Source organism: Denitrificimonas caeni (assembly GCF_905120345.1).
GTDB lineage: Bacteria > Pseudomonadota > Gammaproteobacteria > Pseudomonadales > Pseudomonadaceae > Denitrificimonas > Denitrificimonas caeni_A.
In genome coordinates, this window is sequence record NZ_CAJHOA010000006.1 from 1 (window position 1) to 14,505 (window position 14,505).

Sequence of the window (14,505 nt, forward strand, 5' to 3'; positions counted from 1 at the left end):
CACCTGTTTTTAACCATGCCTTTGACATTCAAGTCCTCAATAACAATCACATCGTGGTTTTTGATGAGATTGAATGAGGTTTTTTGCAGAAAGTTTTTACGGCAGTTGGCTATTTTCTCATACACCCTGGCAACTTTTAATCGCTGCTTTTGGTAATTGCGGCTTTCAGACAGCTTACGGTTGGCGGCTTTAGCGGCCAACCTGCGCCGAGCTAAAACCCTTTGCTCTCGCGCCAGCTTCTTTTCGTGCTTGGCTAGAAACTTAGGATTAACAACTGCGGTTTTATCTGATAAAACAATAAAGTCTGTTATTCCTAAGTCAATGCCGACACTTCTATTGGTTTTAGGTAAAGGCTGGGTAATAGTTTCAGCCAGTACACTGACAAAGTATTTGCCTGATGGTGCCCTTGATACCGTAGCACTCTTGATATGGCCATTGATCTCACGATCAATCTTGGCTTTGATGAGACCGATTTTAGGCAGCTTAATTGAACGACAGGTAACAGCTACCGTGCCTTTTTGGTTGTTGGTGGTGTAGCTGTCCTTAATGCCTTTTTTCTTGAACTTGGGAAACCCGAAGCTGCTTTTGAAGAAGCTCTGAAAGGCTCTTTGCAGATCAAGCTGGACGTTGGCCAGCGCCAAGCTGTCCACCTCTTTGAGCCATTGAAATTCTTTTTTGTACTGGGCGGGTGTATTTCTCAGCGTGGTTTTGGTTTTTTCGTAATGCTCTATTTTATCGTGAAGCATTTTATTCCAAACAAAGCGAGCACAACCAAACGACTTAGCAAAGAACTCTTGCTGCTCTGCCGTTGGATAGAGCCTGTACTTATAGGCTTTAAGGATTTGCTCGCTCATTTTTGACCCTGACTCATAATGTATTGCTTTATTACTTCAAGCGGCGCACCGCCTGTTGTTATAAGGCAGAACGACTGCGACCAAAACCTATCCTTCCAGAGCTTTTGCTTAATCGCTGGGAACTCTTTTTTGAGTAATCGGCTGCTTGCTGATTTATAAGCATTTATGAACTTGCTTATCTCGCTTTTGGGGTGGGCCTTGAACAGAACATGAATATGATCTTTGTCGTGATTCCATTCCATGCACTCAATTTTGTAGTTAGGCGCAATGCGATCAAATATCTCTTTTGCTCTGCTCGACACAGCAGCATCAAACACTTCCTTGCGGTACTTGGCGACAAGTATCAAGTGATAGTTGAGCAAAAAGACTGAATGTGCATTTGTGTCTAACAGCATTTATATACAGCGCTCTCAGGATTTAAGACTGATCTTATTTTATCATGCTATCATCTAAAAGCAAGATCAAGAGCGCATTCATCCCACCACCTAAGAGGTGGGGAATTCTGCTGGGTATTTGTTAAACGCCTAACACTGCGGCCTATTACCTAACCGCTGATGCCTGCGCTCGTTCTCAAGCGGTGCTTGGATGCCGAACTGAGCGCAGGCATGCCCTCGACCCGCCTCAGTTATAAAGCAAACAGATAAAGTATCAACACTGAAAATGATAATCCCTGCATGACGCTTGAGCATCGCTACGCTGGCCATTAGATTATAAGGGTAACGACTAGCCAATAATTTATAAGCATAAGGGCTCGATATGTCACTTGCTGATCAAACCATTCAAGCGCGCGACGGTGAAGAGCTGGATGCGACGGTGATTGCGCGCTACCTCAAGCCGCATTTGCCGCACCTTACTGGCGAACCTCGTATTCGCCAGTTTCCCGGTGGCGCATCGAATCTGACCTATTTACTTTCCTATCCCGAGCAGGATTTGGTGCTGCGACGGCCACCGTTGGGTAAAAAAGCTAAATCAGCGCACGATATGGGCCGTGAGTTTTTAATTCTCAACCGACTCAACGCGGGCTTTCCTTATTGCCCCAAAGCTTATGTGCACTGCACTGACCCCAGCGTGATTGGCGATGAGTTTTATGTGATGCAGCGTGTGCAAGGCATCATTTTGCGCTCCGATATTCCCGCCGAACTGAATTTCACTGCAGAAAAGACTAAAGCCCTCTGTGAAAGCTTTATCGATAAGCTGGTGGATTTACACCAAGTCGACTATCAGGCTTGTGGCTTGGCCGAACTGGGTAAACCTGAAGGCTATGTGGCGCGGCAAATCAAAGGCTGGAGTGATCGCTATGAAAAAGCCCTGACCCCAGACGCTCCTTTGTGGACGGTGGTTAAAGCCTGGCTGAATCAGAAAATGCCAGCCGACCACCCGCAGCCAGCGATTATTCACAACGATTACCGTTTTGATAATGTGATTCTTGATCCGGATAACCCGATGCAGATTATCGGCGTACTGGATTGGGAAATGACCACCATTGGCGATCCGTTAATGGATTTGGGCAACAGCCTCGCCTACTGGATTGAAGCAGGCGACCCGCCGCCGGTACAAATGATGCGTCGTCAGCCGAGTAACGCACCGGGCATGCTCAGCCGGCAAGAATTTGTCGATTATTACGCCAAGCAAGCTGGGATTGAGATCACTAATTTTGATTTTTATTACACCTATGGTTTGTTCCGTTTGGCGGGTATTGTGCAGCAAATTTATTACCGTTTTTATCACGGGCAAACCAAAGACCAGCGCTTTGCGCCCTTTGTCCAACTTAACGCTTTGTTAGAACAGATGGCGCTCAACGTCATAAAAAAATCAACGCTATAACGCCATTGCAGAGCAGGGAACCCTTATGTCTAAAACTAATTTATTTGATCTCGACGGTAAAATTGCTTTTGTCTCTGGCGCCAGCCGTGGCATTGGTGCGGCCATTGCGCAGTTACTGGCGCAACAAGGCGCGCATGTGATTGTTTCCAGCCGCCGTCTTGAAAGCTGCCAAGCGGTAGTCGATGCCATTACGGCTGCCGGTGGTAAAGCCACGGCGATGGCCTGTCACATTGGCGAAATGGAGCAGATCAGCGCGGTGTTTGCGCAGATTCGTCAGCAGTTTGGTCGCCTTGATATTCTGGTCAATAACGCTGCCGCTAACCCACACTTCGGTAATATTTTAGATACCGATTTGGGCGCATTCCAAAAAACCGTTGATGTCAATATTCGCGGTTATTTCTTTATGTCGGTGGAAGCCGGCAAATTGATGCGCGAAACTGGCGGCGGTAGCATTATCAATGTCGCCTCGGTGAATGGCGTGTCACCGGCGCTGATGCAGGGTATTTATTCTGTGACCAAAGCGGCAGTGATCAGCATGACCAAAGCTTTTGCTAAAGATTGCGCCAGCTTTGGCATTCGCTGCAACGCGCTATTACCCGGTTTAACCGACACTAAGTTTGCTTCGGCGCTGACCTCTAACGAGGCTATTTTGAAGCATGCACTGCAAATCATCCCCCTTAACCGCGTCGCCAACCCTAGCGAAATGGCCGGTGCCGTGCTCTACCTCGCCAGCGATGCCTCCAGCTACACCACCGGCACCACCCTGACTGTGGATGGCGGGATGCTGGCTTAAGCCTCTGCGCTGGGTCTGTGACGAGCGTAGCCATGGATGGCGCAGTGCCCGCATCGAGCCGCGGATGGGCCCGTTGAGGGATAAACAGACTTAGCGCAGCGCGCCACACGCACAGTGTTCACCACCCCGCAACCCACGCAACAGCTGCACTACAAGAGCGGACAGGCACCCAACAACTGCTGGCCATTGCCCAGCACATTTTCAAAGCCTTGGGCCATCGCCAGTAACCTAGCCTCCTGCCCAGCAGCAGCGGTAAGCTGCATACCCACCGGCATGCCATGCTCATCTAAACCAACCGGCATGCTCAGTGCACACAACCCCATCAAATTAGCCATACTCGGATTACGCAGCATTAACATATTGGCCCGACGGTAGTCATCCAGCAGGGCAATCTCCGTTAGCTTAGGCGGACTAATGGGGACGGTTGGATGTAACCATAGGTCCACCTCCTCAAATAACCCCGCCGCGCTCTGCGATGCCTGCTTTACTAACGCTTTGCGACTCAAGTATTCCAACGCAGTTATAGCACCGCCGTCTTGCACACGCATTTTCACCACAGGATCAAGTTCTTCCAACTTATCCGGCATATGTGCGCTCAGGAAGTGCGCGAACTCGGGCACACTCAAGCCACCCTTTTGAAAATCGGCAAATAACTCAGCACACAGCGGCACGGTGATGGGAATCAGCTGCGCACCAGCCTGCTCCAAGCGTTGCATGGCAGTCTTTACTGCTGCGCAAACGCTACTGTCGGCATCCTCCCAGAAAAAGTTTTCCGGGATACCAATACGCACGCCACGACAATCTTTTTGCGGCGCTATCACCATCGGCTGTGCACGCAAGCGACCCTCAATCGCGGCGTAAGCGTAGCGTAAATCTTCAACGCTACGAGCCAACAGCCCCGCTGTATCTAGGCTGTCTGACAAAGGTACAATCTGATCTTTGGGCCAATGGCCAACCGTTGTTTTCAAGCCCACCGTGCCAGTCACTGAGGCCGGAATACGCACCGAACCTGCGGTATCGGTGCCTAAGGCCAACAGCGCTGAGCCTTGACATAACGACACTCCCGCCCCAGCACTGGAGCCACCGGGGATGCGGTGATTGTGCACGTCCCATGGATTTCTTGGCGTGCCCCAATGGGCATTCACACCAATACCACCCAAGGCAAACTCTACGGTATGAGTCTTGCCGGTAATCAGCACCAACTGTGACAGCAGCGCCTGAACCAATGCGCCCGGCCGCTGCCAGTCGGCACCCAGCGCTGACTTAGAGCCGGCATAAATGGGTAAATTTGGCACGGCAAACATGTCTTTTACTGATAACGGCACGCCCATCAAAGGGCCAAAGTCATAACCTTGTTTGAGTAGCTTATCCGCGTGTTTCGCTGCTGTTAATGCAGCGTCTCCGGCCCAGGTTTTATAAGCATTGAGATGAGACTCGCTCTGCTCATAGGCATCAAGACAGCTTTCAATTAATGCTTGGGCCGATAAGGTGCCCGCTCGAAGCTCTGCCGCTAAGGTGGCGATGGGCTTGTTCATGTTTACCATTGTCAATCCTCGGGTAGGAGCCTCTGAAAAAATACATTCCATAGCCATTATCAAGCACTAATATCGACAATCAAAACACTCTTATTAGGCTAAATGACCAATGACGATATCCATCAACTCATTGGTGATTTCATCTTGGCGCACGCTGCTCAGTTCTTGTTTCACCGCATCCAATTGCTCATCGACCGACTGCTCGGCCTGCTGCATTAAGGCTAAGCGGGTGGCATTTTCGGTGACCATCGCTTCGGCGGAAGCACGAAACACGCTGGCAAACACATGATTACGCACCAGCGAAGCCAACAGTGCTTCGGCGTTCATCGTGTAGTCCGGTAGTGAACGTGACTGCCAGCGCTGCTGCGGCTGTAATAAGGTGTGTTCCAAAGGCAACAACGCGCGGGTTACAGTTTCTTGATAGCCGTGTTCGGCGCGCTGGGTAAAAATCAACGTCACCGCCAGATTGGCCAGCGGCTGGCCACGGCCAAGGCGCTCAATACGAGTAACAATATCACCGGCCAGACGACCAACACCATCGGCAGAGGCTGGTGGCATTAACACCGCATCAGGGGTTAATTCGTGCTCGAGCAAGGCATTGCCCATACGAGCGCCAATACAAAGGATATGCTGTTTTGCTATAGGCTGCTGGGTGCTGTAGTCAGCGACCTTATCCGCCAAAAGCTCGTTGTAGTTACCGCACAAACCATGGTCAGAACCAAACACCACCAACAGACGCGTATTGGCTTGGCTGGCCGCAGTGAGCAGACTGACGCCACCAGTACGGTAAATAAAAGCCGCCAGCCCTTGCAAAACAGTGTGGTGATAGGCCTCAATCGATTGCGCCGCGTGCTCATAGGGTGAGGCATTAATCGCTGACAGCGTTTTCATCGTATGCACGATGCCCCTAATACTGGTTAGGGTGTCATTTTTACGCGACAGATGCTCTAGAGTTTGCGCCATCTATACCGTCGCTCCGCCATCATCCATAGCCTTTGTGTCAAACGTGACTAAAGCGTCACGCGCACAGGCAACAATCAAGACGTGATCGTCATTTTGCAGCGTTTCATTATCGGCAATCCGCTGTTCAATCACCGCGAGTTTTTGCTGCGCCGCATCACGCACCAAACGCAGCGCGCCACTGATCTGCTGTTCATTGTACTGATCAAATAAACCTTCCATGGCGGCGACCAACACCGCCAGCTGCTCCAACGCCGGCATCGGGTCACGCTCAGCTTGGCGTAAGGCGCTGCGTACGGCAGACCCGCGCGCTAAACGCGCCCGGGTCGTATTGTCCAAGCGTGTGCCAAAACGCGCAAAGTCTTCCAACTCTTCAAATTGCGACAAGGTCACTCGTAAGTTGCCAGAGACGCCGCGCAAGGTACGGTTTTGCGCTTTGCCACCGACGCGGGACACCGACAAACCTAAATCCACCGCCGGAAACTGATTTTTGCGCACCAATTGCGGCGATAGATAAATTTGCCCATCGGTAATCGAAATGAGGTTGGTCGGAATATAAGCCGAGAGGTTACCGGCTTGGGTTTCCACCACCGGCAAAGCAGTAATCGAACCGCCGCCGATCTCGGCGCCGAACTGTCCGGCGCGCTCTAAGAGGCGCGCATGCACATAGAAAATATCGCCCGGAAAGGCTTCGCGTCCCGGCGGGCGGCGTAGCAATAATGACAGCTCCCGATAGGCGCGCGCGTGGTGGGTCATATCATCCAAGATGACTAAAACATCCTCACCACGCGCGGAAAAGTACTCGGCCATGCTCAGCGCTGCATAGGGCGCGATATAGGCCAATCCCGGCGCTTCTTCATCACCGGCACTCATAACAATACTACGCTGCAACATCGCGCCATCTTTGAGCGCACGAATCACCCGTGCGACCGCATCACCGCGCTGACCAATCGCGCAGTAGATACAGATCACTTTCGAGCGCGTTTGATTGAGCATGGTATCAATCGCGATCGAGGTTTTACCGGTTTGACGGTCGCCAATAATCAGCTGACGTTGGCCTAAACCCACTGGAATTGCCGCATCAATGGCTTTCAGGCCAGTGGCTAAGGGCCGAAAAATCGGCATGCGATTGAGAATACTCGGCGCTTCGGCTTCGACTGGATGCTCCGCCGCTGCAACGATCGCGCCTAAACTATCGCGTGGACGCCCCATCGCATCGATCACTCGTCCCAGCAATGCGTGGCCGACCGGTACACTGACCACTTTGCGGGTGCGATAGACCGTCTCGCCTAAGCGAATCTGCGCTGACGGCCCGAGCAAAATAACACCTAAACGGCCGGGCTCTAAATCGAGAACAATACCTTGCACACCGCAAGCAAACACCAGTAGCTCATCGGCTAAAGCGCGCGCCAGCCCCGAGACAATCGCGACACCATCCGCCACTTCGGTGACCGTACCGGTTTCGGTTAAGAGTGGCGTCGGTGTCTCACCTGAGCTGAGCCCCTCTAGCCAGGTATGAAAGCTCTGCTCAAGCTGCTGCTTTGGAGAATCTTCAAGTTCATTCAATGCCATGTCCTCAACGCCCACTGGAGGATAAGCGAGCGGAAGCCGTCGCTGTCGAGTCCTCTGCCAGTAAGCCTGCTAACTCATCCATATAGCTATCAGTCGTCCACGCCACCTGTGCACCACCGACCTGCATGACTAAACCGGGTGACTGCTGTGGATCAGTCGCAAAACTTAACAGCACGTCAGGTAAGTACTGCTGCACTTCAGTCTGCAACAGCACTTGGGTTGCTTCAGGCAATGGATTACGCGTGCTCACCTGCGCCTCTAGACTGCCAGCAGCGGCATGCCGTAACTCTGCAGCAATCGGCGGCAACTGCTGCCCCAGATGACGAACAATGGCGTCTTCAAGACTCTCGTCAGCGAGATCATGCAAGGCTTTACGGGTTAATTTTAATAACGCCTCAGCACCGTTGTGTTGCAAGCGTGTATTAAACGCTTGCCGCTCATGCTCAAGATGTTTGCGCCAATCTTTTTGCTCTTGCTGCAATGTCGAGCGCGCGTCTGCCAATAAGCCATCACGCTGCTTTTCCGTGGTCTGTAAGGCTTTTTCCAGCAGCGCATCCTGTTCAGACAGCAACTGCGCGCGCTGCTTTACATACTGACTTTCGGCGGCTTTAGCCTCTTGCTGCGCTTGTTCGGCAGCCGCCAGACGCTTGGCAATTTCGGCTTCACGCGCATCAATACCGTCTAAAATCGGACGGTAGAGAAAACGCTTGAGCAGCCACAATAACACCAAAAAGTTAGCCAGTTGCGCCAGCACTGTTACCCAATCAATCGACATAAGGCATTAGGCTCCTGCTGCGACCTGCATGGCATCCCAAAATGGGTTGGCAAAAATAAGAATCATCGCAACAACAAAGCAATAAATCGCCGTGGATTCAATCATCGCCAAGCTGACAAACAGCGTACGTGACAAGGTCGGGGCAGCATCCGGCTGCTGAGCAATCGCGGCAATCGCCGCGGCGGCAGCACGTCCCTCACCCAAGGCGGGGCCTAATGAGCCAATCGCGACAGTGAGACCGGCAGTAAAAATAGATATAGCAGCAATCAGGGCAAGATCAGTCATGATTATTTATCCTTTTGAGAGGTATTAAGAGGTGGTTCGGCCATCGCCGATGAAATATAGACAGTGGCTAAAATAGCGAAAATATAAGCCTGAATTAAACCGGTTAACAGGCCCAGCATATCCATCACTACGGGAAAAAAGAACGGTGCAATACTGAGCAAAATCGCCGCAATCACTGCACCGCTCATGACGTTGCCATATAAACGGATCGCCAAGGATACGCCGCGCGAGAACTCACCAATAATATTAAACGGCAACATAATGATGGAGGGCTCAATAAACTTATGCAGATACTGACGCACCCCACCATTGGCAATGCCAAACAAAGGAATTGCCACCAGCACCGCTAAGGTCAGCGCGACGGTGGTCGATAGAGATGAGGTCGGCGCGGCAAAGCCTGGAATCACCGTTAACAGATTCGCTAAGGCAATAAACAAAAACAGCGTGCCGGCAAAATACAAGACATGCCGCGCGCCACTGCGGGTGACTTCTTCGATTTGCCCTTGTATCAGGGTGACGATCAGCTCTAAAGCACTGCGCCAGCGTCCGGGCGCTTGATCAGCACGTAGATTACGTGTCACCAAGACTGAGATACCCACCAACAACGCCATGACAATCCAAGTGTTAACGATAGTGGCGTTGACCGGCCAATTGCCTAAGGTAAACACCACGGTTTGATCTGGACTCAGCTGCATTTATACGCCCTCCTGTTTTGGCAAGGTTGCGTTACGAGGCACTTGTGCCCGCATCACCGTGACAACTCTGACCAACAAAAACGCCAACATATAACCCGCCAGTGACCACAGCGTAGCGGTCAATGTGCTTAAGCCAAAGCCCACCGTGAGCAACAGCACTAAGCGACACAAGAAACTCAATAGTAACAATCGACCGGGATGCTCTGAGGCTAAGGCTAAACGCATGCCCCAATTTAAGCCCCAAAAAAATAGCACACTGAGCGGCAGTCCCACTGCAAAGCCAAGCACTATCGCGCTGCTATTTACCTCTATCACCGCAACTCTCCCTTGTATTGTTTGCCAAGCAAACCATCAGCCCGTTACTTATCTCGGGTTTTATCAATCCAGCTCCATGCCACCATGGCACCGACAACCACACCACCTAAGATTAACGCGATCGGCCAAGAGAAGCTTTGTGGTGCGACACGATTCAGCCACGCGCCCAGAAAAGCCCCCGCGACGGTCGGGATTGCTATCGACCAACCAATCACACCAAACACACCCAAACCGCTTAGCGGGCTGTAAGTTGGCTGGTTGCGCGTCTGTTGCATACGTTCAGCACGACGCCGGATGGCCTCGGACGTATCATCTTTTTTATTCATGTGAGCGGTTTCCGTAGGTCACTGAAGCGCCGCACAATACCCGCTTCAAGCTTGGATAACGCCGTACGGGCGACCCGCTCATCTTCATCCACCTCAACAAGGGTGGCTTGGATGGTCGCATTTAAGCTAGCCAGGTCAGCGCCTTGCACGCCACGGCGCACGGCAATATCAACCTGATGGCCGTGTTTAACCAAGAGTCCTTGATCAATGCCAAAAAATTTCTCTTCGCCTTCAGCATCGGTAATCACCAGCACTGACGGCAACAAGGCCGCAACAAAATCAGTGTGATTAGGCAGCATGGCAAACGCACCATTCTCTGCTTCTGCGGACACTTTTTTAGCTTCGCAAGTAAAGAGTAAACGAGTGGGCAAACGCAGATTGACCTGCATCACGTCCGCTTGACTCATAATGTCACCTCACGCATAGGTAAGGCTCCGATCATGTAGTAATCCATTTCATCATCGTCAAACTCGGTTTGCTGCAAGATGTGTTCGCAACCGGCCAACGTATCGGCGACTGAGACCCGCGCGCCAGCTTCACCACTAAAGGACTCAGCAGAAAAGAACGGCTGGGTTAAAAAGCGCTCAAGACGACGCGCGCGCGCCACCACCGCGCGGTCTGAGCTGGACAACTCTTCCAAACCGAGCATGGCAATAATGTCACGCAGCTCTTCATATTCAGCCAAGGTACGGCGCACAGCGCGGGCAATATCGTAATGGCGCTGCCCCACCACGGCAGGCGTGAGCATCACCGAGGTCGAGGCCAAGGGATCCACCGCCGGATACAAACCTTCACTGGCGCGTTTGCGCGATAACACGACCGAAGCAGAGAGGTGCGAGAAAATATGGGCAGCGGCCGGGTCAGTAAAGTCATCCGCGGGGACATACACCGCTTGAATTGAAGTAATCGCGCCGGTACGGGTTGAGGTAATCCGCTCTTGTAAGGACGCCAGCTCAGTGGCTAACGTCGGCTGATAACCCACTCGCGAAGGCATACGCCCGAGTAAACCAGAGACTTCAGCGCCGGCTTGGACAAAGCGAAAGACGTTATCAATCAACAGCAGAACGTCTTGCTGTAAATCATCACGGAAATACTCGGCCATGGTCAGGGCGGTTTTACCGATGAGAAAACGCACACCGGGTGCTTCATTCATCTGCCCGAAGAGCATCACCGTTTTATCGCGGACGCCGGCTTCGCCCATTTCTCGATACAGCTCTTCTGCCTCACGAGAGCGTTCGCCAATTCCACAAAACAAGCTGACGCCTTTGTAATGTTGCGCGGTATTGTTAATCAGCTCAGTAATCAGCACTGTTTTACCCACGCCAGCGCCACCAAACAGCCCAGTTTTACCACCGCGCTCAATCGGCGAGAGTAAATCAATGGCTTTAATCCCAGTTTCGAGAATGGCGCTGTGGATGACGCGATCTTCCAGCGCGGGCGGCGCTTGGTGGATCGAGCGTAACAGTGTGGTATTGGCGGCCGGCAGACCATCAATCGCCTCGCCAAAGACATTGAGCATACGCCCTAATACTGCGGCACCAACGGGCACTTGAATCGGCGCGCCAGTGGACCGTACCTGCATACCGAGGCCTAGGCCTCGTACCGGTGCTAAGGCCATGCAGCGCACGGTGCCTTGATCGAGCAGAGCCGCCACTTCCATGGCTAAGTCGCCGGCATAGACTAAGTCGTGAATGCGTGGAATAGGCTGTTCAAACAGCACATCAACCACACCGCCACGGATTTTAATCACCTGCCCTACGCTTGTCTGCTCAGCGACACCTTCAGCAGCAGACGACTCAGCCAGAGTCTGCCGATCAACCGTTTCTAACGAGTGAACCGACTCTGTCGATTGCCCTAACTGCTCATCCATGCCGTACTCCATTCTCACTGTGTTTTGCTATGCGCCGCTGACAGCGAACTTATTGAAAATCTTCTGCGGTCGCTATCTGTACATCGTTCCACTCAATCGCGCGACTGCGCCAATGCTCACTAATGGTTTGCGCAAAATCAGCACGCACCAGTTTTGCCCGCGCTTCACACCAGAGTTCTGAATCATGACGCATCACAATCCCTTCTGGCGTACCTTGACGATAATGACTGCTGGCCTTGGCCAGTAACTCTTTTAACTCATCCGGCGTAGCGCTGCCCTGATATAGAGTGGGTACCACAGCCAGACCCAATTTAGCCGCCAACGCATTGCGCCGCTCGCAACTCCAAAACTTCTGTGCAGTGCGGTCGTAGACATCAAATACGACAAACCAATCGGGTAAATTATCGTAATCAAGTGAGTGCCGCGCCGCGCACCATTCACCAAAGAGGATCCAATCGCTGTCTAAGTTATCACATAACGTATAACGATGCTGGGCCAGCCAAGAGTTCAGCCGAGAGAACTGTCCGGCGAAAGGCTCCAATAAGTATTGGCCTCGATTCTGTGCGCGTAGTTCACCATTGTCACGCATGGAAATGCCAAGATTGGCCCCATCCAGTTTTTCTTCAACGCGGATGGGCTGAGCTAATAACGCTGCAATTTCAGGTTCAGTCAGAACTTTGTCATCACGTGGCATGCCCTCACCCAACCAATCAATGTGCGGGGTATGAGGAAAACGAAAAAAATCAGACATTTAATTACTCTCTGGCATGGCAGGGGCTGGGACATGCCGCTGCCGTGGAAACTTAGTCTCATAAAAGCGCTGCGCATCAGCAACGCACAAAAATTTAACCTTAATGCCGTGCTCAGCTAACACGGGCCACCAATCTATCCACTTACAATCTGCTGCTTGCCAAATAATCGGTTTATCTGGATGGGCATTGGCCACCGCTGGAAAGATCCGATCCGGCGGATCAAATTCCGCCTGTAATTGCTGGTCAGGAAATTCGGCATAACAGTCAATCTGGGTAAGGGTGACATTGACCATCTCAACTCGTTGAGGATTACCCATATTACGCAACAACCATTTTAAAAACACATCGCCAACTCCGCGAGGCGGATTGATACGGGTTTTATTTTGGTACTCATTCAAGATAATAAACGCATCATCAATGACTACGATGCCAGCGCTCTGCATGGCCTGCAAGCGTTCAATACAGCTGGCCACACATTCAATCGATATATCAGAATGCTGCTGATTTGCCACGAGCAGCACATTGGTATCAATCACTGCTTTAAGCATCGTCAGCACCGTTTTCAGTCTGACGTTTACGCTGCAGCGCGGCCAGCGCTCGGGCAGCAATATCGGTCATTTCATCGCCAAACAGATGTTCTGGCCAGTTTGCAATTTCACCGTAGGTATCCACTGACAAGGCTTCAATTTTTGCTTGTGTACCCTCACGGCTACAAAAATATAACGCCACATCTTCGTGACTGATCACGCCTTCGGCAATACGCCGCTGTAAGCGATTAAGAAAGTGTTCGGAATGACTCTCGACGACAATTTGCACATTGCGCGCCTGTCCATTTTCACGCGCGTGTGTAGCGGCAATCAGCATATCGGCTAAACCGGCTTGCACCTGCGAATGCAAATGAGTTTCCGGCTGCTGCAACCATAAGGTTGAATGAGGCTGCGCATAAAAAGCCTGTACCAACACGGGCAAGAGTTGCGAGACTCCAAAGCCCATATCGGCTAAACACACCTCTCGAGTCTCAGCATGGGTTTTAAACATCAGCTGATACTCTGTGGCTGATGCAGAAACAGGCTGTATAGAAAACTCCGTTGCCACGCCCAATTGCTTTAACCAATACGCCACGCCCTCGACAAACGGCAGCTCAGGTTGATCACTGGAAAACTGCAGCCTACGGTGGTCTGCATCCGCCGCCAAGAGCGCGGCCACAGTAAACTCACCGGTGTCACCCACGCTGACCGGTCTCTCACCGGCCCAGTGGTAACGTCGTTGTGGTGCCGCGCGCAACGCAGCTAACGCGTGACAACCCTCGAAGACCTTTTCCGCCTGCTGCGCTAATGCAGCAATAAATCCTGCACCCAGACTCTGCGATACCGGCCAACGGTAAAACTGCTCGGGGCGCAGCGCATCCTCTAAGGCAATGTTATAGGTGCATGCCTGCGGCTTTTTAATATGCACAAGCAGCGTATCGCGCTGAGTATGAGTGTAACTGACAGCGACAATCTCTTGTCCTTGCGCAGAAACGATGTATTGCATGGTCTGTAACTGGAGCTGCTGATTGTCATCAGCTATAGCACTCACCTGCAAGCGTAGTGTGTCGGCGGCAACGCTATTTTGTTGTCCGACATCATCCAGCAGCAACGTATCAGGCAAATGCCATTGCAGCTCAAACGCTAAAGGCTCCGCAAGGCAACCTTGGTGCAAATATTGTGTAAATGAGCCTAAATCCAGTGAACTCTGAGCATCACTTAAACCTAACGACTGCTCGATTTCACTGGAGATTGTGCTGTGTTTTAAAGCCTGTAACAGTTGGCCTAAACTGCTTTTACCAACACTGTTTTCACCAAAAATCACCGTCAACGGCGCCAGTTTAATCGGCCCCGTATCCTGCCAAGCTTTAAAGTTCTTAATCCGCCACTGTGTCAACATTGATTCAGAGCTCCTTTAACACT

17 protein-coding genes are annotated in these 14,505 nt (G+C 51.7%); 2 read left to right on the plus strand and 15 right to left on the minus strand.

Annotated elements, in window-relative coordinates; translation table 11 throughout:
• The coding region (locus JYJ62_RS11420) for an RNA-guided endonuclease TnpB family protein (protein WP_205342356.1) at nt 1-854 on the minus strand (854 nt) is incomplete at its 3' end.
• Entirely contained in the window at nt 851-1,249 is a 399-nt protein-coding gene (tnpA, locus tag JYJ62_RS11425; protein WP_205342357.1) for an IS200/IS605 family transposase, read from the minus strand. The genes JYJ62_RS11420 and tnpA, both read right to left, overlap by 4 nt.
• A gap of 361 nt (nt 1,250-1,610) precedes the next feature.
• Here tnpA and JYJ62_RS11430 point away from each other — a divergent pair, with 361 nt between their 5' ends.
• Nucleotides 1,611-2,678: a phosphotransferase family protein gene (locus JYJ62_RS11430; RefSeq protein ID WP_205342358.1), complete on the plus strand. Its 1,068-nt coding sequence runs from the start codon at nt 1,611-1,613 to the stop codon at nt 2,676-2,678.
• 25 nt (nt 2,679-2,703) lie between these two features.
• Nucleotides 2,704-3,471, plus strand: a complete 768-nt coding sequence (locus JYJ62_RS11435; protein WP_205342359.1) for an SDR family oxidoreductase — start codon at nt 2,704-2,706, stop codon at nt 3,469-3,471.
• 149 nt (nt 3,472-3,620) lie between these two features.
• Here the strand turns inward: JYJ62_RS11435 and JYJ62_RS11440 are convergent, their stop codons facing one another.
• The 13 genes from JYJ62_RS11440 to JYJ62_RS11500 all read right to left on the minus strand — a co-directional run bounded on the left by JYJ62_RS11440 (nt 3,621) and on the right by JYJ62_RS11500 (nt 14,482).
• Nucleotides 3,621-5,015: an amidase gene (locus JYJ62_RS11440; protein WP_205342360.1), complete on the minus strand. Its 1,395-nt coding sequence runs from the start codon at nt 5,013-5,015 to the stop codon at nt 3,621-3,623.
• A gap of 84 nt (nt 5,016-5,099) precedes the next feature.
• The gene (locus JYJ62_RS11445) at nt 5,100-5,969 is read right to left on the minus strand and encodes a F0F1 ATP synthase subunit gamma (RefSeq protein WP_205342361.1); all 870 of its coding nucleotides are present in this window, start codon (nt 5,967-5,969) and stop codon (nt 5,100-5,102) included.
• Complete coding sequence (locus JYJ62_RS11450; RefSeq protein WP_205342362.1) at nt 5,970-7,538, minus strand: F0F1 ATP synthase subunit alpha; 1,569 nt, start codon at nt 7,536-7,538, stop codon at nt 5,970-5,972. It abuts the gene before it with no gap.
• A 4-nt stretch (nt 7,539-7,542) separates the two neighbouring features.
• Nucleotides 7,543-8,313, minus strand: a complete 771-nt coding sequence (locus JYJ62_RS11455) for a hypothetical protein (RefSeq protein ID WP_205342363.1) — start codon at nt 8,311-8,313, stop codon at nt 7,543-7,545.
• A 6-nt stretch (nt 8,314-8,319) separates the two neighbouring features.
• Complete coding sequence (locus JYJ62_RS11460; RefSeq protein ID WP_205342364.1) at nt 8,320-8,598, minus strand: F0F1 ATP synthase subunit C; 279 nt, start codon at nt 8,596-8,598, stop codon at nt 8,320-8,322.
• A gap of 2 nt (nt 8,599-8,600) precedes the next feature.
• The gene (locus JYJ62_RS11465; protein ID WP_205342365.1) at nt 8,601-9,293 is read right to left on the minus strand and encodes a F0F1 ATP synthase subunit A; all 693 of its coding nucleotides are present in this window, start codon (nt 9,291-9,293) and stop codon (nt 8,601-8,603) included.
• Nucleotides 9,294-9,608: an ATP synthase subunit I gene (locus JYJ62_RS11470; RefSeq protein WP_205342366.1), complete on the minus strand. Its 315-nt coding sequence runs from the start codon at nt 9,606-9,608 to the stop codon at nt 9,294-9,296. It lies immediately after the preceding gene.
• Between the two features lie 44 nt (nt 9,609-9,652).
• Nucleotides 9,653-9,934, minus strand: a complete 282-nt coding sequence (locus JYJ62_RS11475) for an AtpZ/AtpI family protein (protein WP_205342367.1) — start codon at nt 9,932-9,934, stop codon at nt 9,653-9,655.
• A complete protein-coding gene (locus tag JYJ62_RS11480; RefSeq protein WP_205342368.1) occupies nt 9,931-10,341 on the minus strand; it encodes a hypothetical protein in 411 nt (136 codons plus the stop codon). Before JYJ62_RS11480 ends, JYJ62_RS11475 begins: the two co-directional genes overlap by 4 nt.
• Nucleotides 10,338-11,804 (minus strand): F0F1 ATP synthase subunit beta, encoded by a 1,467-nt coding sequence (gene atpD / locus JYJ62_RS11485; RefSeq protein ID WP_205342369.1) that lies wholly within the window; start codon nt 11,802-11,804, stop codon nt 10,338-10,340. The genes JYJ62_RS11480 and atpD overlap by 4 nt, the downstream gene beginning before the upstream one ends.
• 49 nt (nt 11,805-11,853) lie before the next feature.
• Nucleotides 11,854-12,555, minus strand: coding sequence for an RNA ligase family protein (locus tag JYJ62_RS11490; protein WP_205342370.1), 702 nt, complete (start codon nt 12,553-12,555; stop codon nt 11,854-11,856).
• The gene (locus JYJ62_RS11495; RefSeq protein ID WP_205342371.1) at nt 12,556-13,104 is read right to left on the minus strand and encodes a hypothetical protein; all 549 of its coding nucleotides are present in this window, start codon (nt 13,102-13,104) and stop codon (nt 12,556-12,558) included.
• Nucleotides 13,097-14,482 carry an AAA family ATPase gene (locus tag JYJ62_RS11500; RefSeq protein ID WP_205342372.1) on the minus strand — a complete coding sequence of 462 codons (1,386 nt, stop codon included), beginning with the start codon at nt 14,480-14,482 and terminating at the stop codon, nt 13,097-13,099. Before JYJ62_RS11500 ends, JYJ62_RS11495 begins: the two co-directional genes overlap by 8 nt.
• Between the last annotated feature and the right edge of the window lie 23 nt (nt 14,483-14,505).

Coding starts and splice junctions, on each gene's coding strand:
- tnpA (WP_205342357.1), bottom strand. CDS start 1,249: ATGCTGTTAGACACAAATGCACATTCAGTCTTTTTGCTCAACTATCAC.
- JYJ62_RS11430 (WP_205342358.1), top strand. CDS start 1,611: ATGTCACTTGCTGATCAAACCATTCAAGCGCGCGACGGTGAAGAGCTG.
- JYJ62_RS11435 (WP_205342359.1), top strand. CDS start 2,704: ATGTCTAAAACTAATTTATTTGATCTCGACGGTAAAATTGCTTTTGTC.
- JYJ62_RS11440 (WP_205342360.1), bottom strand. CDS start 5,015: ATGGTAAACATGAACAAGCCCATCGCCACCTTAGCGGCAGAGCTTCGA.
- JYJ62_RS11445 (WP_205342361.1), bottom strand. CDS start 5,969: ATGGCGCAAACTCTAGAGCATCTGTCGCGTAAAAATGACACCCTAACC.
- JYJ62_RS11450 (WP_205342362.1), bottom strand. CDS start 7,538: ATGGCATTGAATGAACTTGAAGATTCTCCAAAGCAGCAGCTTGAGCAG.
- JYJ62_RS11455 (WP_205342363.1), bottom strand. CDS start 8,313: ATGTCGATTGATTGGGTAACAGTGCTGGCGCAACTGGCTAACTTTTTG.
- JYJ62_RS11460 (WP_205342364.1), bottom strand. CDS start 8,598: ATGACTGATCTTGCCCTGATTGCTGCTATATCTATTTTTACTGCCGGT.
- JYJ62_RS11465 (WP_205342365.1), bottom strand. CDS start 9,293: ATGCAGCTGAGTCCAGATCAAACCGTGGTGTTTACCTTAGGCAATTGG.
- JYJ62_RS11475 (WP_205342367.1), bottom strand. CDS start 9,934: ATGAATAAAAAAGATGATACGTCCGAGGCCATCCGGCGTCGTGCTGAA.
- JYJ62_RS11480 (WP_205342368.1), bottom strand. CDS start 10,341: ATGAGTCAAGCGGACGTGATGCAGGTCAATCTGCGTTTGCCCACTCGT.
- atpD (WP_205342369.1), bottom strand. CDS start 11,804: ATGGATGAGCAGTTAGGGCAATCGACAGAGTCGGTTCACTCGTTAGAA.
- JYJ62_RS11490 (WP_205342370.1), bottom strand. CDS start 12,555: ATGTCTGATTTTTTTCGTTTTCCTCATACCCCGCACATTGATTGGTTG.
- JYJ62_RS11495 (WP_205342371.1), bottom strand. CDS start 13,104: ATGCTTAAAGCAGTGATTGATACCAATGTGCTGCTCGTGGCAAATCAG.
- JYJ62_RS11500 (WP_205342372.1), bottom strand. CDS start 14,482: ATGTTGACACAGTGGCGGATTAAGAACTTTAAAGCTTGGCAGGATACG.